Here is a 17,820-nt window from a genome sequence, read left to right as displayed (position 1 = left end):
GTATTTGCCTAAATTAAACCAATATTGCTGCCGATTAGATAATATACAGACAAATAGGAGAGTGTTATTTTCGCAATGAATGTTACTTATTCCGAGCTTCGAGCAAGAGCTAGAGAAAGTCTGCAAGGCAACTGGGGCAAATCGATTCTGGCCATCATTGTATACGGCATTGTTGCCGGCCTCATCGGTTTGCTAAATTTCATCCCTGTAATCGGCTATATTATTCAAATACTTACAGGCGGAGCTTTTGCACTAGGCTTAATTATTTTCTTTGTTGGCATTGCACGGAATGAGGGTCCGCAAATTAGTGAAGTATTCAGCGGCTTTTCTCATTTTATTAAAGCTTTTTGTGTCTATTTCCTTATGACTCTCTTCACCGTTTTGTGGTCGCTATTGCTCATTATTCCCGGTATTATTGCTTACCTTCGTTATTCTCAGGCTTATTACATTCTGCAGGATAATCCGGATATCGGAGCACTTGAAGCGATTCGTCAAAGCAAACAATTAATGAAAGGCCGCAAGTGGAAGTTTTTTGTGCTTAATCTTACGTTTATTGGCTGGATGTTCCTTGCACTCCTTACTTTCGGTATAGGATTCCTATGGCTCTACCCTTATATCTTTGTCACCCAAGCCCACTTCTACGACGAAATTTCGGGTAGAACAACGCCTCCCCCGCATCCATCGTCCTTCTAACGAAACGTAGAATCCTTATTTGGCCAAAATCCAGCATTACGAAATTCTAACGAAACGTAGACACGCTATTTTCACGAAAATGCCTCGCAAGGCAGCTTAAACAGGCAAATAACGATACCAGGTTTCGTTAGATTTCATAAGAGGACGAAATCGGCAAAATAAGACTATGACGTTTCGTTAGCTAATACGAAAAAGAGGCAGTTGCCTAAGCCAATGATATGGCTTTTGGTAACTGCCTCTTTGCCTATACGCACGGGAATACAGCCTCCATCATCGGGCACGCTTATCCTTTTGTCCGGAACATCAAGTAGAGGAAATATGGAGCTCCAATGACCGCAACAACGATACCTGTCGGGATCTCCGACGGCTGCAGAATCCATCTGCCAAGCGTATCGGCTACAAGGACAAGCAGTCCTCCGGCAAGCGCCGTAGCGGGAAGCAGGATCTGATAGCGCTGCCCGACCAGCCTTCGGGCCAAATGCGGCGCGATCAGCCCAACAAAGCCGATACTGCCGCTGACCGCTACGCAGGAGCTTGCCAGGCCAACGGCAGCGGCCAGAAGCCAGATCTGCTGCTTGGCAACGGCTGCCCCCAGACCCGTCGCGAGCGGCGCGCCAAGGTTAAGGACATTAATCGTTTGCGACTTGAAATAAACGAAAGGCAGCAATACTACGATAAATGGCAGCAATGCCGTTACGTAGCTCCAGTCCTTGCTCCAAATGCTCCCCGCTAGCCATGTCGATACGAATTGATACTGCTCCGGATTAATCCGCAAGGAGACCAGAATCGTCACCGCCGAGAAGCCCGAGCTTATCGCTACGCCGTTCAGCACAAGCCGGTTGGAGGACAGTCCTTTATGCTTGCGGTAAGAGATAATAAAGACCAGCAATGCGGCAACGCCGCCTCCCAGCCAAGCGAGAATCGGCAGCAAATACGCCGGCGCTGCTGTCGGGGACGAATAAAACGCGACATAGAGCAGAATAACCATGCCCGCGCCGGAGTTAATTCCGATAATGCCGGGATCAGCCAGCGCATTTCGGGTCAGTGCCTGAAGAACCGCACCGGATACGGCCAGTCCCATGCCGATCAGAATGGAAATGATAATACGAGGCAGTCGGAAATCAAACAGCACCAGATGCTGCTGGGCGGTTCCGAAGCCAAGGAGCGTCTTAACCACGTCAAGAGGCGACATCCGGATAACCCCGGTGTTCATGCTTATTAGAAAAGCTGCAAGAATACCGATTAACATGACGGAAATAACAAGAGTATTACGCCGTTTTCTGCGTACTTCGGCTAAGGAAATCATCGTCCCTTTCATCGCTTACAGCTCCCTCCTTTCCTTGTTGGCAAGGTACAGGAAGAATGGAACGCCAATCAGCGCAATCATTGTGCCAATAGGTGTCTCATATGGAGGATGGACCGTTCTGGCAGCCAAATCGGCAAGCACAACAAGCAAAGCGCCAAGCACGGCCGAGGTTGGAATAATCCATTTGTAATCCACGCCTACAAGCTTGCGGGCCACATGAGGAACAAGAAGGCCGATAAAAGATACCGCCCCTGCCACCGATACCGCCGAACCCGCCAGCATGATCACGATGATAACGCCTGCCAGCTTAACGGGTCCCGTCCGCAGGCCAAGACCCTTGGACACTTCTTCGCCTAGACTCAGCATCGTAATGGAACGGGACAGCACCATTGCAGCGATAAGCGCAACGCCTACCCACGGAAACATAACTTTCAGCTGCTCCCAGCGGATACCGGCAACCCCTCCGGCATACCAGAAGGCAAGCTCCTGGCCAATGCGGAAGTACAGCGCAATCCCTTCGCTTAATGCGGTTAACAAGGCGGACAGCGTTACGCCCGCAAGTACCATCCGCATTGGCGTCAGCCCTCCGCGTACGGATGCCCCAAGAACAACGACAACAATAGTGCTGACTGCCGCGCCAAGGAAAGAGAACATCATAATGTAGGAATAAGAAAGACCCGGAGCAAAAGCAAAGCATAAAGCAAGCGCAAAGCCGGCGCCGGAGTTCAGGCCAAGCAGACCGGAATCGGCAAGCGGGTTACGCGTCATTCCTTGCATAATCGCGCCCGCAACCGCAAAAGCGCTGCCTACCAGCATACAGCCTAGTACCCGCGGCAAGCGCAGCTCGTGAATAACCTGATGCTCCTTCAAATCCGGATTAAAATGAAAAATGGCATCCCATACCATCAAAAATTTGATGTCCATCGCGCCAAAGGAAACCGACAGAACCAGCGCCAGAATCAGCGCAACAAGACCGCCGAGAATAATGAGAATCGCAGTAATCGGCCTGGAATACAGCCGTTCAACCTCCTGGCCCGCCAACGCGGGTTCGGATTCCAATTGAGAGTTATGTAGCCTAGAGTTCTCAGCCATATCGTCTTATCTCCGCTCCAACTGAATTAATATAAGTACTGTATAGAGCAAATTATACTCTCTTTACTAACGCAAGGCGAAACGCCGTTCAGAACGGCAAAAAAGGGAGCAGCAGCTCCCTCTAATCCCTACTACTCCGTATTTCATTATTTCACGAGATCTTTCAAGACATTGTCGATCATTTGGGAGCTTGCTACCGGTCCGTAGTACAACCAGCTGGACGTCCTGTCATATTCATACACATGACCGTTCTTAACAGCCGGAATGGATTGCCAGATCGGATCTTTCAACGCTTCAGAGCCGGTCGCTTTGTCGCTGTTGACCAGAATCAGATGGTCAGCGTCCAGATCGGCAAGCTTCTCAAGGGAGATTTCATTCCAGCTGCCCGTTCCGGAAGCGGAAATTTCTTTCACGACATTCGGAACTTTCAGGCCAAGGTCGTTATAAAGAACCGTGCCGCTCGAAAGCTTATCGCTAACCACATAGAATTTGTTTCCTACAAGCCAGATTGCCGCAACCGATTGGTCTGGAATGGCTGCCTGAAGCTTTGTTTTCGCATCTGCCGCCTTCGCATTGTAATCGTCAAGCACCTTTTGAGCTTGATCTTTCTTCTGCAGCACTTCACCGATTTTCAGAAGCGCTTTGCGCCAATCGTTATTCACTTCGTCGCCCAGAACAAAGGTTGGGGCAATCTTCGCGTATTGATCGTATTTGCCGCCGTCAACCGTACTGTTAGCGCCAAGGATCATTAGATCCGGAGTGAAGCTTGTGACCGCTTCGTAAGGAAGATCATAAGCAATTGTCGGAATATCCTTCAAATCGCCTTGCAGGTATTCTTGAATACCGTTTGCTACGCTCCATTGCGCAACCGGCTTCACGCCAAGAGCGACCAGGTAATCTTCCAGGTAGGAAGCGATAATTCGCTGCGGATTAGCCGGAATCGTAACTTCGTGGCCCATGCCGTCCGTCAGCTTCTGCTCCGTTGGTGCCGCTGCCGTCTCCGTCGCCGCAGGTGTCGGCGATGCGCTTTCCGTTGCCGCGTTATTCGCATTACCGTTATTTTCTTTATTCCCTCCGCATGCCGCAAGGACAAGCGAAAGAGACATTACACTCAGAAGTACAATAACTAGCTTCTTCCCTTTACCGAACACAAATACGTCCCCCTATAAGCTGTTACGCTGTAAACTCGTTAATTGACTAAAGTGATGATAACAATTCTCATTATCAAAGTCAATCCTTAATTATAGGAAGAAACGCAAACACGATCCGTATTTGGTGCTCCTTTCATAAAGATTGCGTTTATTGACAAAAACCTCTAATCGGAGCCACTCACTCGAGGAGAGCGGCCGCGTTTAGAGGTTGACTTTGTTGCGGTATGGAGTTCCGGTCTATTCCTTCACGGCGCCGATGACGACGCCTTTTACGAAGAAGCGCTGGAGGAACGGATATACAATCAGAATCGGCAAAGCGCCGATGAAGATCTGCGAAGCGCGGAGCGTCCGCTGCGACATGTTCGCGATAGCCGCTGCGTCGAATGACGTCATGTCCGACTGTACGATAAGCGTCTGCATAAAGCTCGCGAGCGGAAGCTTGGCCGCGTCCTTCATATAGATCAAGCCGTCGAAGTATGCGTTCCAGTGACCAACCATGGTGAACAGCCCTACCGTCGCAAGCGAAGGCAGCGAGATCGGCAGATAGATCGAGAAGAAGCTCCGAAGATGGCCCGAGCCGTCCATAAACGCCGCTTCCTCCAGCTCCTTGGGCACCGTGCGGAAAAAGTTCAAGAGCAGAATCATATTGTAAGCCGCCACTAGACCCGGCAGGATAAGCGCCATGAGGTTATTGATCAGATGCAGCTTCAGAATAAGAATGTAGCTTGGAATGAGGCCGCCGCTGAACAGCATCGTTATGACGAAGTACCACAGGTACATGTTTCTCGCGCGGAATACCCTGGTGTCCTTGGACAGTGCATAAGCCGCAATCGCGTTTACGAACAGGCCAAGCGCCGTGCCAAGCAAGGTCCGCTCGATGGCTACCCACAGCGCGGTAAGAAAGTTCTTATTGTCGAACGTCTTGGCATACGCCTCGAAGGTGAAGCCTTTCGGCCAGAACGTGACCAAGCCTCCGTTCGCGGCGGCGCTGGAGCTTAAGGACACCATGAGCAAATGGAACATGGGCAGCAGGCACAGGATCCCGATGACGAGCAGAATGACGTTATTAAAAGCGCTGAATACGCGGTAGGGTATCGTTTTGTGATACATGGGTTCCCCTCCCCTTTCCTAGAAAATCCGGTAACCGGCGAATTTGTAGGCAATCCGGTACGAGATCACGATTAGAACCAAACTGATGACCGACTTGAACAGACCAACCGCAGTCGCGAAGCTGAACTGGCCGCTTAACAGGCCTTCACGGTAAACAAACGTGTCGATGATGTCGCCCTGCTGATAGATCATCGGACTGTACAGGTTAAACACCTGGTCAAAGTTGGCGTTCAGCACGTTGCCCATAGCCAGCGTTGCGACTACGATCAGCATTGGCAGGAGTGACGGAAGCGTAATGTGCATCGTCTGCTTCCAGCGGGTCGCCCCGTCCACCTCCGCCGCTTCGTAAAGAGCCGGATTAATGCCCGAGAGCGCAGCCAGGAAGACGATGGTGTTGAAGCCGAATTCCTTCCAGACGTCGCTTACGACGATCGTTATCCGGAACCAGCTGCCGTCCCCGAGAAAGAAGATCGGCTGAATGCCAAAAACGCTTGTCAGGAACTGATTGACGATACCGGTCTGTCCCAGCACATCGATCAGTATGCCCGACAACGTAACCCAGGAAAGAAAGTGAGGCAGGTACACCAGCGTCTGAACGGAACGCTTTAGTCCCATGTTGCGGACTTCGTTGAGCAGAAGCGCGAAGGCGAACGGGATGATGAGGTTCAGGACGATTTTGGAACTGGCGAACAGCAGCGTATTCCCGATGATTTTCACAAAGTAATCGTTGGAGAACATGTAATGGAAATGCTTGAATCCCACCCATGGCGAATGAAGGAAGCCAAGCCGTGCCTTATAATCCTGAAAGGCCATCACGACACCCGACATCGGGATGTAGGAGAAGACAAACGACAGCAGAACGGCCGGCAGCACCATGAAGTGGAGAATCCATGGCTGCTTGTAGCGTCGTCTTTTGCCGGCTTTCGGCGGTGTCGATAATTCGAGACTGTTTATTGTATTTTCCATGGCACTCTCTCCTATCTATTTTCTAAAAATCGTTAACTGGTATAATGGAGCAAATCCTTGCTTAGCTATCGTAGCAATCAAGCGCATCGTCCCACTATAGGACATTGTTAGGATCGATAGGGTTTTGTTAGGCATATCTCCGGGGGGAACGGAAACGATGAAGAAAACGAGACAGCCATTGCAGATCAGCCTGTTCGTCAAGTACTTGGGGCTTATTATTCTGCTGTTTATACCGATCGGCATTTTATTCGCTTATTCCAATAATGTCGCCACCGGCGTCATCGGCAAGGAGATCCGCAACTCGAACATTAAGCAGCTCAGCTTCCTGTCCAGCCAGATTGAATCCCGGATCAACCAGACGATGGATTTCGTGTTCACCTTCTCGAAGGATCCCAACGTACAGAAGTACAACGGGCTTAACATCTGGGACGATAACTATGATTGGATGCAGACGAGATATATGGTGCTGGAAAAAATGGCGCTTCAGTCCGGCGTCGTCAACATCTGGCCGGTCGAATTCACGGTATATTCGCAGCTGCATAAGGAAGCGCTCTCAAATTCCAGCACAAGCGTTGCGTACGACGAGGAATATTTAAAGCGCAATATTTCGAAGAATTGGACCTATAGCGAAGGAGCGACGGGTACCGAAGGAATGGCGTTCCGCTGGTATTACGCCGACTCGCTTGGCCAGCAGAAGCTTACGGGCAGCAATCTGGTCGTGGGAGCCAGCTTTGGCGCCTCGAACATCCAGAATATGCTGGATACGTACAAGGAAGGCGGGCAAGGCGATCCCCTCTTCTACGCCCCGGGCCAGAAGCCGATTCTGAACCGAAGCGCCTCCCCGGAGCTTGCGGAGGAGCTGACCCGTTACTTGGACGGCCAGAAGCTTGAGGATACGATGCAGAAGACGATCAAGCTGAACGGGCAAAGCTATCTCGTCAGCCTGGTGAAGTCGCCACAGTTGGAGTGGTATCTCGTTGATCCGGTGCCTCTCGACCAAATTCTCGGCCCGATCTCGTCCAGCCGTAATCTGTTTTACCTGGCTATGGCCCTGTTGCTCGTTATCGGAGCTTTCTTCTCGATCGTGCTCTACCGGGACGTGCAGCGCCCAATCCTGAAGCTGATCCGCGGCCTCAAGAAGGTCCAGCTCGGCGATTTCTCGGCTCGCATCCATGCCAAGGCGAACAGCGAATTTACCTTCCTGTTCTATCGGTTCAACGATATGTCGGCGCAGATCGAGACGTTGATCGACAACGTGCTGAAGGAGCGGCTGATCGCGCAGGAAGCAACGATGAAGCAGCTTCAGGCGCAAATCAATCCTCACTTTTTATATAACTGTCTAGGGTACATGATCAATATGGCGCAGATGAAAGACGAAGAGGCCGTCGTCAAGATGGGCTACAGCCTTAGCGCGTATTATCGTTACATCACCCGGATGGAGAAGCCGGTATCCAGCCTTCAGGACGAAATTCAGCTGATCGTCAACTACTTGGATATTCAAAAAATGCGAAACGGCCGGATTCATTATTCCATCGACATTCCGGAAGAAATGCGGGGACAACAGGTACCGAGACTGATGCTGCAGCCCTTGGTGGAGAACGCCGTTATTCACGGGGTAAGCAAATCCTACTCCTCCGGGGAGATCCGCATCGCCGGACGGATCGACGGCGGCTTCTGGCGAATCTTCGTCGATGACGACGGACCCGGCCTGGATGAGGAGAAGCTGGAGCTCATGAATCAAAAAATGAGAGGTCCTATGCAGGACGATATGGGGTACGGGCTTTGGAACACCAATCAGCGGATTATCCATTGCTTTGGCCCCCGCTCCTCCCTGTCCTTCTCCTCATCCGAGCTTGGCGGCTTCCGGACCGAGATCGTATGGGAGATTCCGAAGGAAGCTTCATAATCCCAATTCGCAGCACACATACAAGGAGGCTCTTCCATGCAATTGTTAATCGTAGACGACGAAGCCCACTGGGTTGAGAACCTGTCCATGCACAAGCCTTGGCATACGCTTGGGATCGAGCAGGTCCACCGCGCCTATTCCGCCCGCGAAGCGCTGCAAATCATCGGCACGAATCCGATCGATATCGTCATCTCGGACGTGCTTATGCCGGAGATGACCGGAATCGAGCTTATCGAACGGATTCGGGAGCAAGACAAGCGAATCAAGTGCATCATCCTGTCCGGCCATGCCGACTTCGAATACGCCAAGGAGGCGCTTCGGCACCATGCCGTAGACTACTTGCTGAAGCCGCCGACCAACGAGGAGCTGCTTGGCGCCGCGCAAACCGCGATCGATCAGCTGAAGGCGGAATGGGAAAACATCAGCTCCCAGGAGCGAACGCAATTCGCCCTGCGCGAGAACCTTCCGCTTCTTAGAGGGCAGCTGCTTCTAGGCGCCTTCCGGGGGGAACGGATAGCGGAAGAGGAATGGATCCGGAAGCTGGACATGTACGGCTTGCCATTCCGAAGCGGTTCCTGCGCGCTGGCGCTCGTGCGTCTGGAGGACGAATTCGGCCAATACCGGGGCAACGGGCAGCATCTTGTGGAATACGCCATTATGAATATCGCAGAAGAGATTCTCCAGGAATTTATGGGCGTGTGGAGCGTCAGGGAGGAGCACGGATACCTGGCCTTTCTGCTGCAGGCCAAGGAGCATCCGGCGGTAGACCGGCCCGACATCCTGCTCGAGAAGCTCGCCATGCAGATACAGGCCAAGGTGAAGCAGTTCCTGAAGGGCGCTGTCTCCATCGTGGTGACGGATGCGTTCCTCTTCCCGGAAGAGCTGCCGGAGCAATACCGGCAAGCTGTCTCCTACTTCCGGCAAATCGTTGGGGATGAACAGGAATTCGTCATGAAGGTGGACGGTACGAAGAAAACGGCCGCTTTCGGCGCGCTGGATGTCATTCACGGTCATCCCGGGCTCCTCAACCTTGCGGAGGCCGGCCGCTGGGATGCTGCGGAGGACAAGCTGGCCGCAGCGTTCGACGAGCTGGAGGACAAAGGCTCCGAGTCATGGGAACACTGCCTCGAGATGGGCTATACGATCAGCTCCGCCTTCATGCACCTTGCCCACCGCAGCGGACACACCTTGGCAGATTTGATCGGACCGGATATGGAGCTGCTGCAAAGCGGAGAAGCCTTCGCTTCGATTGGCAAGCTGCGGAAGTGGTCGCTTAACGCTCTGGCGAAGCTGCGCGAAGGAACGGCTCACGACGCAAAAAACGCCCGCTCCCAATACGTTCAGAAGATTAGGGATTACGTGGACAAGCATCTCCATCTCGACGTATCGCTGCGCGCGCTGGCGGATTACGTTAACCTGCACCCTACTCACCTGTCGAAAATTTATAAGCTGGAGACCGGTGAAGGAATCAGCGACTACGTAGCCTCCGTTCGGATGGAACGCGCCTGCCATCTGCTGAAGGCGACCGACAAGAAGATTTACGAAATCAGCGCCGACATCGGCTACCTGGATCCCGCTTACTTCATCAAAGTGTTCAAGCGGCAATTCGATGTCACTCCGCAGGAATACCGGGATGGACGTTGATTTTGCGCCAACAGCCTAAGAGAGTCCTACGAAAACTAATATCGCCATATAGATGCCGTCCCCAAACTCTTGATAGAGTTACACATGAAGACACCAAACAACGTTGGGGGATAGATAAATGAGCAAATTCAACAAAAAATGGCTCGTACCTGCTGCCATGTCGCTCGTCGTTCTGGCTGGCTGCTCGAATAATAACGGCGGAAACAATGCAAGTCCTTCCGCTAACGACGGCGCAAGTCCTTCCGCATCGGCATCCGCGGAGCAATCCGCTGCCGACAAGGCTTTTGCGGCAGGCAAATACGACCCGCCAATCGAGATCAGCACGATTCTTATGCCGAAGAAGTATAGAGAGGGCGAGACCAAGGAAGACAACGTTCACACCCGCTTTATGGAGGAGAAGCTTGGCATCAAGCTGAGCAAGGATACCTGGTTCCCGGCAGGCAGCGACCAATACAAGCAGCAGCTCCAGCTTGCCCTGACTTCCGGCGAGAAGCTGCCCGACTTCCTTATGGTGCCGACCGATCCGGTCCTAACCAACCAGCTGATCGATTCCGGCGAATTTATGCCAATCGACGAGCTGTTCGACAAGTACGCCAATCAAACCTGGAAGGACCATGCAGCCAAGCATCCTGAGCTGTGGTACCCGTTCACCAAGGACGGCAAGAAGTGGAACCTGCCTATTATGGAATATACCGATAACGACGATACCGTGCTCTGGCTGCGCGAGGATTGGATGGAGAAGCTAAATCTGCAGGCTCCGAAAACGATCGCGGATCTCGAGAACATTCTGGATAAGTTCAAGAACGAGAATCCGGACGGCTTGGCTGCAAAGGATGTTTACCCTCTCGCCGTCTCGCTTAAGAACAATACGAATACGTGGATGGGCGGCCTGGATTGGCTGTTCGGCGCTTACGGCACGATTGAGGAGCAATGGAACAAGGATGCCAGCGGCAACCTGGAATACGGCTCCGTAAATCCGGGCGCAAAGCAAGCGCTGGCGAAAATGCAGGAATGGATGCAAAAAGGCTACATTCATCCGGACGCTGCCCTTTGGGATGAAGGCAAATCAGCCGAAATCTGGACCAAAGGCAACGCGGGCGTCCTGCCTGGCGCGAACTGGGTTCCGGACTGGCCGGCTCCCGACCTTCTGAAGAACGTAAAAGGCGCCAAATACAAAGCTTATCCGGTTCCAGCCGGACCGGACGGCAAGATCGGAACGAAATGGCAAAACTCCGGGGTCAACAGCAGCTTTATGATCAACAAAAACGCCGAGCATCCGGAAGCCATCATCCTTTATTACAACTACTTGCTGGATAATCTTGCGAACCCGGCCGTTGGCAGCGAATATGAATACGGCTTCGCCAAAGGGTACGACTGGGATGTCGTCGACGGGGAACCAACAAGCGATCAAGCGAAGATCAAGGACTTCAACAACGACTTCCAGTTCATCACCGGCCCTGCCCGTATTCCGGACTTGTACATGAAGACGCTGGTGAAGCTGGCGGAAGGCAATAAACCGGAAACACCGTACGAGAAGCAGCTGTTCGAATTCCGCAAACCGGAGAACTGGTACGCCGCGAAGGTCGTTATGTCGCAGATCGACGTACGCAAGCAGAACTATTTCACGGGCGCGGCAACGCCTACGATGATCTCCAAATGGAACCTCCTCCGCCAGTCCGAGCTGGAGACGTTCAACAAGATCATTTACAACAAGCTTCCGATCGACGCGTTTGATACCTTCGTCTCCAGCTGGAAATCCAACGGCGGCGATCAGATCACGAAGGAAGTTAACGACTGGTTCAAGTCGGTATCGCAATCAAAATAACAATCCTGATAAGCATACGACAAAAGGCAGTCCCCATCGTCATTTTCTAATGACGATTGGGCTGCCTTTCTCCTTCTCTTTTCGCCATACGTTGGATCTACTCCAATAAAATCAGGATAATAGGATGGTTTATGAAGCTACGTTGGATTCACTCCAATAAAAAGGGCCAGAATGAGCTGCTGTCGTCCATTTTGGACTGATTATATTGCACCGATTCCAATGTAGAGTTAGTTGCCTGTTAAAATCGTTCCTTTATGCTGGAAGAAATCCAACGTAGCCTGATACAATGAGAATTCCGTTGTTCAAACGGCAAATGGCTGCCCCAAAAGTCTATGAAAAGACTTTTGGGACAGCCATTTTGTTTATCAGGCTCCTCTGTCTACGAGGACGCTTCCTCATGAGGAAGCTGCAATGCCGCAACGGATGCCCGGAAATCGGGTCTTCCGTCTTCGGTCCACTTCAGCTCCGTCACGAAGGTATGGCGGTTCGGGTCATACAGCGGATCGCCTACAATCTCTTTGTAGGTTCTGGCGTGGAAGACAAACAGCGCGGTTGTGCCGTCCTCCGCTACGGTAAAGTTATTATGACCGGGTCCATACAGGCCAAGCAGCTCATCGGTTGTTAGCACCGGTACCGGCGATTTGTCCCACGATGCCGCATCAAGCAAATCCGCATCGGCGGATGCTTCCAGAATTCCCATGCAATAGTTGAAGTCCGTTGCGCTGGCGGAATAGGACAAGAAGACGCGGTCTCCCTTGCGAATAAAGGCTGCCCCCTCATTCACTTTAAAGCCGATTCTTTCCCAGTCGAGATCCGGGACGGAGATCATCGTTTGCTTGCCGGCGAGCGTCCACGGATTGCTCATTTTCGAAATGTACAGATTGGAGTTGCCTTCAATAGCCGGATCCTTCTGCGCCCAGACGTAGTACCTTTCCCCGTTGTGCTCGAAGGTTGTGGCATCCAGCGAGAAGCTCTCCCAAGCCGCGCGCACCTGCCCCTTTTCCACCCATTCGCCTTCCAGCGGGTCGGCATCGCCGCACTCAAGAACAAACATCCGGTGGTCGAAGAGGCCTTCATTCGTCTCCGAAGTATGCGCCGCGGCGAAGTAGACATACCATTTGCCATCGATAAAATGCAGCTCCGGCGCCCAAATATTCGCGCTTAGCAGCCCTGTCTCGTGCTTTCTCCAAACAACGGCCGGCACGGCATCCGCCAATCCTTGAACCGTATCCGCCTTGCGGATTTCAATGCGGTCATATTCCGGGACGGAAGCAACAAAGTAATAACAGCCGTCCGTATGCCTATAAATGAATGGATCCGCTCTTTGTTCGATTAATGGTTTAACTCCGTTCATTTCCGATTGGTGGACTCCCATCCTGTCACCTGCTTCTATTCGTATTTGTCATTAGCCTTTAACGCCACCCACGGTTAAGCCGGAAACGAAGTAGCGCTGGAAGAAAATAAAGACGATCATAATCGGCACAATCGCCAGCACGGAACCGGCAATAAGAATATCGTAGTTGTTGCCGTACGGCGTTACGAGACTGGACAGACCTATTGGCAGCGTCAGTTTCTCTCCCGAGTTCAGGACGATCAGCGGCCAGACGAAGCTGTTCCAGCTGGCGAGCGCCTGCACGATAATCATTGCTCCAAACGCGGGGGTCATAAGCGGTACAAAGATTTTGAAGAAAATGCCGTATTCCGAGCAGCCGTCGATTCTACCCGCATCCATGAAATCTTTCGGAAGCCCCGCCGCGTATTGGCGGAAGAAGAAGATCGGCAGCGGCGATACGACAAACGGAAGGATTACCCCGCTGAACGTATTGATCAGGTTCATCGCGATCATCTGCTTGTACAGCGGCAGCATGATAATCTCTATCGGCACCATCATGACCAGAAGGACAAACAGGAAGATGATATTGCGGCCCCTGAAACGATACATCGCCAGCCCATATCCAACCATGGAGGAGAGCAGCATACAGAAGACGGTATAGATGACGGTAACGACTAAGCTGTTTTTATACCAGACCAGGTATTTCTCCGCCCCGCTCGAGAAGATAAACGAATAGTTATGGAAGGATAGCAGCTCCGGCTGCAGTCGAATGTTCAGACCGAAGCGAAGCAATTCCTTTGACGGCTTGAACGAAGCTAACAGCAGGCTGTAGAAAGGAAAGACCGACAAGGCCGCAAATAGAACGAATAAGGCAAGCAAAAGCCACGTTTGAGGACGATTCCATTTGGTACTCACGTTCAATCCTCCTTCCTAAACAAGCCGAATAAACGAAGCTGAATGACATTAAGGACCATCGTAAGGAGCAGCAGGATCATCCCGATTGCCGAACCAAGCCCAAGCTCGTTCTTTTCGATGCCGCTGCGGTATAACAAGCCGATCATGGTAAGGCCAATATCGTTTGGAGAGTGGTTGCCGCTCCACAGAATGAAGCTTTCCGTAAACATGGAGTACCCGCCGTAAATGCTGATCGTAATGACGTAGATCGAAATCGGTTTGAGCAGCGGCAGCGTAATGCGCCAGAATTTGTTCCAGGTATTCGCCCCGTCGATGCTTGCCGATTCGTAAAGCTCGCTTGGAATAGACTGCAAGGCCGACATAAAGTAAATGATGTTAATGCCCAGATAACGCCAGGTCGCCAAGACGACCAACACGAGCATGCCCGACGCGCTGCTGCCAAGCCAGTTAATGGTCTCGAAGCCAAAGGCATGGCGGAACGTATTCATAACGGAATTATCCAGCGAGCCAAATACGAGCCGGAATACGATGCCTGCTACAACAACGGAAGTCAAAGCCGGCAGGAACAGGGTCGAGCGGAAGAACGCGCTCCACTTCATAAGCTTGGAGTTAAGGAACACGGCAAGCACGAGAGGCAGCGGAATGAGGACTAGTATTGTCCAGAACGTATATTTCGAGCTGTTCCAAAGCGCGGTATAAAAGGAATCATCCCAGAGATTCCTGTAGTTGTCTAAGCCAATGAAATGGGTCTGGCCCGGCAGTACTTCCTGAAAGCTCATAATGAAGGTCGATATAACGGGATAGACGAAAAAGATCGCAAGCGAAAGCACAAACGGCAGCACAAAAACATAAGGGGCGACTCGCTGATTGTATAGTATCTTTTTCATTCGGACGCTCACTCGCTCCTTCCTGATCAGGATCACTTCGCTGAAGGACCGCCATGCATGGCATTGGGTCCTCCAACGAAGCGGTTAAGCTTGTTTTTTCAGCTGGACTGTCAGCTTCCTCCTACTTAATGCTCGCTGCCGCATCGTCCAATACTTGCTTCGGATCCTTCAGATCGTTAAGCGCTTGGAACATCGCTTTCGTCTTGATTACATCGGATACCGCTGGCGTTTTCTCTTTGATATTCGTAGGCGCGATTTCGTCCTTGAGGCTGCTGAGGAATGTAAAGATATCTTTGCCGAAGTAATCGGTGTATTTATTCGACTCGGTCATAGCCGGGTCCGTCCAGGCATCCGTGCGGATCGGGTCAAAGCCAAGCTGCTTCCAGATCTCGATATTGCCTTCTTTGGATATTTTCGCGAAATCGAGGAACTTCTTAACGAGCTCTTGGTTCTTCGATTGATTGGTAATAACCGTACCCGTACCGCCCATACCGGAGGAACGCATTTCGCCTTGTTTGAATACAGGCATTGGTTTGATGATGATTTTACCTTTCAGGTCAGGCATGTAGTCCGTGAAACGGCCCATGTACCACATTGGCATCCAGATGGAAGCGGCGCCGCCGCCGTTCATAAATCCGTAGTATTCTTCCGCGTGATGGAAGCCGCCCGGCGCTACAACGGCTACCTTTTCTTTTACAAGCTTCTGCAGATAAGTCAGCACATCCACATTCGCTTGGTCGTTAAGCGTGACATTGCCGTCTTTATCGAGGAAGTCCGAACCGTGCTGCACGACCAGCGGCCAGAACGACCATTGGTCCGTTGTTTCAACGGTAGTCATCGGTTTGCCGGTTTTCTCGAGCACCTGCTTGCCTGCTGCTTCGTAATCATCCCAGGTGATGATCTTGTCGGCATCTACGCCTGCTTGATCGAGAATTTCTTTATTGTAGTAAATAACTTCCGCGCCTACGTGGTAGTCGATCCCGTAGTATTGTCCGTCCTTGGCGTAGTTATCGAGGCGGGACATAACGAGATTGTCTTTATTCGGTTCTACGATATCGTTGAGCGGTACGAGCTGAGGCTCGCCTTTGAGGAAGTTGCCGATTTTGCTGATCTCGATGTCGGCCATGTCCGGCGCGCCTTTTCCGGATTGCAGCGCAACCTGCAGTTTGTTGTGGTTATCGTCGTACGGGAATGTCGTAGCTACCAGCTTAATCTTCTCGTCCGGATGTGCTGCATTCCATTTGTCCGCCATGCTCTCGAAAAATTGCTGATGAAGTTCATTAAAAGTCCAAAAAACAACCTTGGTTGCTTTACCCGAGGAACCCCCGGAGCTGCTGCAAGCGGATAAGACCAACATGAGTGCCAATGCCAAGGTTGCTGTTAACGTAATCCCTTTTTTCATTTGACGTTTCCCCCTCACATATTGGTTAAGCTTTTGTTACCTGACCATTGTAAGCGCTTCACAATTAGATTATAATAGGCGTAAAGTATTATTTATATATCCAATTGGTTATAAAAACATATTTATTTATTGAGAGTAGGTGCCTTCATGAAAAAGACAGCTTTGTACAAGCAAATCCAGCTTGAGATTAAAGAACGAATTGCCTCCGGGCAGCTCCGGCCGCTCGACCGCATTCCTTCCGAGCAGGAATTAATGGATGAATTCAAGGTCAGCAAGATTACCGTTAAGAATGCATTGACGGAGTTAGCGGATGAAGGACTCGTCACGCGTATTCAAGGCAAAGGAACGTTTGTTGCGGCGGATTTGAAGCCTGTCGAAGTGAAGGCGCCTGCTCCCGAGCCTAAACCTGAACCTGTCCAAGTCCCTCTTGTTGGCTTCATTATCCCTACCATGAAAACAACCGTTATCCAGAAGCTCGTTGATTATATAGAGTTCTATTTGAAGGAGGCAGGCTTCCAAATGATTCTGAGCATTACCCGTGAGCATGCGGCAGAGGAATCCAGAGCAATTACCGCTTTGGTTGATGCCGGCGTTCAGGGGCTTATTGTGTTTCCGACCGAAGACGAGAAATATAACGAATCTCTTCTGAGGCTGTCTCTCGATAAGTTCCCCTTTGTGTTTATTGACCGTTTCCTTCGCAATATCGAGACGTATACCATAACTTCGGATAATGACGGCGGCGCCTACCGGACCGTCACGCATTTGTTATCGAAGGGGCATCGGCAGATCGCGCTGATCTCGCCGGAGAATGCTAATACCACTATTGAAGACCGAACGATAGGCTTCGAGAAAGCCTATATCGATCAAGGCGAATCTATCGACAAAAGCCTCTGGTGCCATGTTCCGCTGGATGTGCTGCGCAGCGAGAGGGCTCTGGATTATGTAACGGACTTCCTGAAGTCGCATCCGACTATCACGGCTGCCTTCACCCTTACCGCGGAAATTGCCGGCCTGACCTGGCAGTCGCTCCAACTGATCAAACGGCGCACCGAGGTTGAACTCTTCTCCTTCGACAATCCGGATATCCCGAATGTCCCTTACGTCCAGCAGGACGAGCAGGAGCTCGCCCGCTCCGCGGTTATGCTGCTGCAGGACCAGATCGGGCATACTTACGACCCGCAGCATATCGTTGTGCCGGTGCAGCTGGTGTTTCCTTAAGAGGCGTGGGTGGCACTGGCTAGGCGGGGGCTTAACGATGTGCGACATCGTTAAGCGGCTGGTAGAGGTGCCTATTCGGGAGCTTAACGATACGGCGCATCGTTAAGGATGCTAACTTTGCCTGTTTCGCGCCAATTATTGGCGTTTGTGGCTGGCTTAACGATGTGCGACATCGTTAAGACGCTGGCAGAGGCGCCTATTCGGGAGCTTAACGATGCGGCGCATCGTTAAGGATGCTAACTTTGCCCGTTTCGGGCTATTATCGGCATTTTGCGGTCGGCTTAACGATGTCCGACATCGTTAAGACGCTGGTAGAGTTACTTTTTCGAGAGCTTAACGATGCGGCGCATCGTTAAGGATGCTAACTTTGGG

The 17,820-nt window shown here is 51.6% G+C and carries 14 protein-coding genes; 5 read left to right on the top strand and 9 right to left on the bottom strand.

Annotated elements, in window-relative coordinates:
* The first annotated feature begins 75 nt into the window (after nt 1-75).
* The gene (locus tag PGL01S_RS21345; protein ID WP_127496597.1) at nt 76-693 is read left to right on the top strand and encodes a DUF975 family protein; all 618 of its coding nucleotides are present in this window, start codon (nt 76-78) and stop codon (nt 691-693) included.
* Between the two features lie 283 nt (nt 694-976).
* On the opposite strand, the gene PGL01S_RS21340 is transcribed toward PGL01S_RS21345, so the two are convergent.
* The 5 genes from PGL01S_RS21340 to PGL01S_RS21320 form a co-directional block, all read right to left on the bottom strand.
* Nucleotides 977-2,011, bottom strand: a complete 1,035-nt coding sequence (locus PGL01S_RS21340) for a FecCD family ABC transporter permease (protein ID WP_127496596.1) — start codon at nt 2,009-2,011, stop codon at nt 977-979.
* Between the two features lie 3 nt (nt 2,012-2,014).
* On the bottom strand, nt 2,015-3,091 hold the full coding sequence (locus PGL01S_RS21335) for a FecCD family ABC transporter permease (protein WP_244935692.1): 1,077 nt from the start codon (nt 3,089-3,091) through the stop codon (nt 2,015-2,017).
* 146 nt (nt 3,092-3,237) lie between these two features.
* Nucleotides 3,238-4,242, bottom strand: coding sequence for an iron-hydroxamate ABC transporter substrate-binding protein (locus PGL01S_RS21330; RefSeq protein ID WP_244935691.1), 1,005 nt, complete (start codon nt 4,240-4,242; stop codon nt 3,238-3,240).
* A gap of 237 nt (nt 4,243-4,479) precedes the next feature.
* On the bottom strand, nt 4,480-5,352 hold the full coding sequence (locus tag PGL01S_RS21325; protein WP_127496595.1) for a carbohydrate ABC transporter permease: 873 nt from the start codon (nt 5,350-5,352) through the stop codon (nt 4,480-4,482).
* An 18-nt stretch (nt 5,353-5,370) separates the two neighbouring features.
* The gene (locus tag PGL01S_RS21320; protein WP_127496594.1) at nt 5,371-6,318 is read right to left on the bottom strand and encodes an ABC transporter permease; all 948 of its coding nucleotides are present in this window, start codon (nt 6,316-6,318) and stop codon (nt 5,371-5,373) included.
* Between the two features lie 157 nt (nt 6,319-6,475).
* Here PGL01S_RS21320 and PGL01S_RS21315 point away from each other — a divergent pair, with 157 nt between their 5' ends.
* The 3 genes from PGL01S_RS21315 to PGL01S_RS21305 all read left to right on the top strand — a co-directional run bounded on the left by PGL01S_RS21315 (nt 6,476) and on the right by PGL01S_RS21305 (nt 11,693).
* Nucleotides 6,476-8,224 (top strand): histidine kinase, encoded by a 1,749-nt coding sequence (locus tag PGL01S_RS21315; RefSeq protein ID WP_127496593.1) that lies wholly within the window; start codon nt 6,476-6,478, stop codon nt 8,222-8,224.
* Between the two features lie 36 nt (nt 8,225-8,260).
* A complete protein-coding gene (locus tag PGL01S_RS21310; RefSeq protein WP_127496592.1) occupies nt 8,261-9,868 on the top strand; it encodes a response regulator transcription factor in 1,608 nt (535 codons plus the stop codon).
* 118 nt (nt 9,869-9,986) lie between these two features.
* Nucleotides 9,987-11,693 carry a type 2 periplasmic-binding domain-containing protein gene (locus PGL01S_RS21305; RefSeq protein ID WP_127496591.1) on the top strand — a complete coding sequence of 569 codons (1,707 nt, stop codon included), beginning with the start codon at nt 9,987-9,989 and terminating at the stop codon, nt 11,691-11,693.
* Nucleotides 11,694-12,072: 379 nt separating this feature from the next.
* Here PGL01S_RS21305 and PGL01S_RS21300 read toward each other — a convergent pair whose 3' ends face one another.
* The 4 genes from PGL01S_RS21300 to PGL01S_RS21285 all read right to left on the bottom strand — a co-directional run bounded on the left by PGL01S_RS21300 (nt 12,073) and on the right by PGL01S_RS21285 (nt 16,230).
* Nucleotides 12,073-13,068, bottom strand: coding sequence for a glycoside hydrolase family 43 protein (locus PGL01S_RS21300; protein ID WP_174806586.1), 996 nt, complete (start codon nt 13,066-13,068; stop codon nt 12,073-12,075).
* Between the two features lie 30 nt (nt 13,069-13,098).
* Nucleotides 13,099-13,941, bottom strand: a complete 843-nt coding sequence (locus tag PGL01S_RS21295) for a carbohydrate ABC transporter permease (RefSeq protein ID WP_116393980.1) — start codon at nt 13,939-13,941, stop codon at nt 13,099-13,101.
* Nucleotides 13,942-13,943: 2 nt separating this feature from the next.
* On the bottom strand, nt 13,944-14,828 hold the full coding sequence (locus PGL01S_RS21290) for a carbohydrate ABC transporter permease (protein ID WP_116393979.1): 885 nt from the start codon (nt 14,826-14,828) through the stop codon (nt 13,944-13,946).
* A 121-nt stretch (nt 14,829-14,949) separates the two neighbouring features.
* The gene (locus PGL01S_RS21285) at nt 14,950-16,230 is read right to left on the bottom strand and encodes an ABC transporter substrate-binding protein (protein WP_127496590.1); all 1,281 of its coding nucleotides are present in this window, start codon (nt 16,228-16,230) and stop codon (nt 14,950-14,952) included.
* 147 nt (nt 16,231-16,377) lie between these two features.
* Between PGL01S_RS21285 and PGL01S_RS21280 the strand changes: the two genes are divergently transcribed.
* Nucleotides 16,378-17,448, top strand: coding sequence for a GntR family transcriptional regulator (locus tag PGL01S_RS21280; RefSeq protein WP_127496589.1), 1,071 nt, complete (start codon nt 16,378-16,380; stop codon nt 17,446-17,448).
* The last annotated feature ends 372 nt before the right edge of the window (nt 17,449-17,820 follow it).

Source organism: Paenibacillus glycanilyticus NBRC 16618 (genome assembly GCF_004000805.1).
Classification (GTDB): domain Bacteria; phylum Bacillota; class Bacilli; order Paenibacillales; family Paenibacillaceae; genus Pristimantibacillus; species Pristimantibacillus glycanilyticus.
The sequence above is the reverse complement of the archived record's forward strand: the minus strand, read 5'-3'. Positions and strand labels throughout refer to the sequence as shown.

Excerpts from the sequence above, each read along its gene's own strand:
- PGL01S_RS21345 (WP_127496597.1), top strand. The coding sequence starts at position 76 with ATGAATGTTACTTATTCCGAGCTTCGAGCAAGAGCTAGAGAAAGTCTG.
- PGL01S_RS21340 (WP_127496596.1), bottom strand. The coding sequence starts at position 2,011 with ATGAAAGGGACGATGATTTCCTTAGCCGAAGTACGCAGAAAACGGCGT.
- PGL01S_RS21335 (WP_244935692.1), bottom strand. The coding sequence starts at position 3,091 with ATGGCTGAGAACTCTAGGCTACATAACTCTCAATTGGAATCCGAACCC.
- PGL01S_RS21325 (WP_127496595.1), bottom strand. The coding sequence starts at position 5,352 with ATGTATCACAAAACGATACCCTACCGCGTATTCAGCGCTTTTAATAAC.
- PGL01S_RS21320 (WP_127496594.1), bottom strand. The coding sequence starts at position 6,318 with ATGGAAAATACAATAAACAGTCTCGAATTATCGACACCGCCGAAAGCC.
- PGL01S_RS21315 (WP_127496593.1), top strand. The coding sequence starts at position 6,476 with ATGAAGAAAACGAGACAGCCATTGCAGATCAGCCTGTTCGTCAAGTAC.
- PGL01S_RS21310 (WP_127496592.1), top strand. The coding sequence starts at position 8,261 with ATGCAATTGTTAATCGTAGACGACGAAGCCCACTGGGTTGAGAACCTG.
- PGL01S_RS21305 (WP_127496591.1), top strand. The coding sequence starts at position 9,987 with ATGAGCAAATTCAACAAAAAATGGCTCGTACCTGCTGCCATGTCGCTC.
- PGL01S_RS21300 (WP_174806586.1), bottom strand. The coding sequence starts at position 13,068 with ATGGGAGTCCACCAATCGGAAATGAACGGAGTTAAACCATTAATCGAA.
- PGL01S_RS21290 (WP_116393979.1), bottom strand. The coding sequence starts at position 14,828 with ATGAAAAAGATACTATACAATCAGCGAGTCGCCCCTTATGTTTTTGTG.
- PGL01S_RS21285 (WP_127496590.1), bottom strand. The coding sequence starts at position 16,230 with ATGAAAAAAGGGATTACGTTAACAGCAACCTTGGCATTGGCACTCATG.
- PGL01S_RS21280 (WP_127496589.1), top strand. The coding sequence starts at position 16,378 with ATGAAAAAGACAGCTTTGTACAAGCAAATCCAGCTTGAGATTAAAGAA.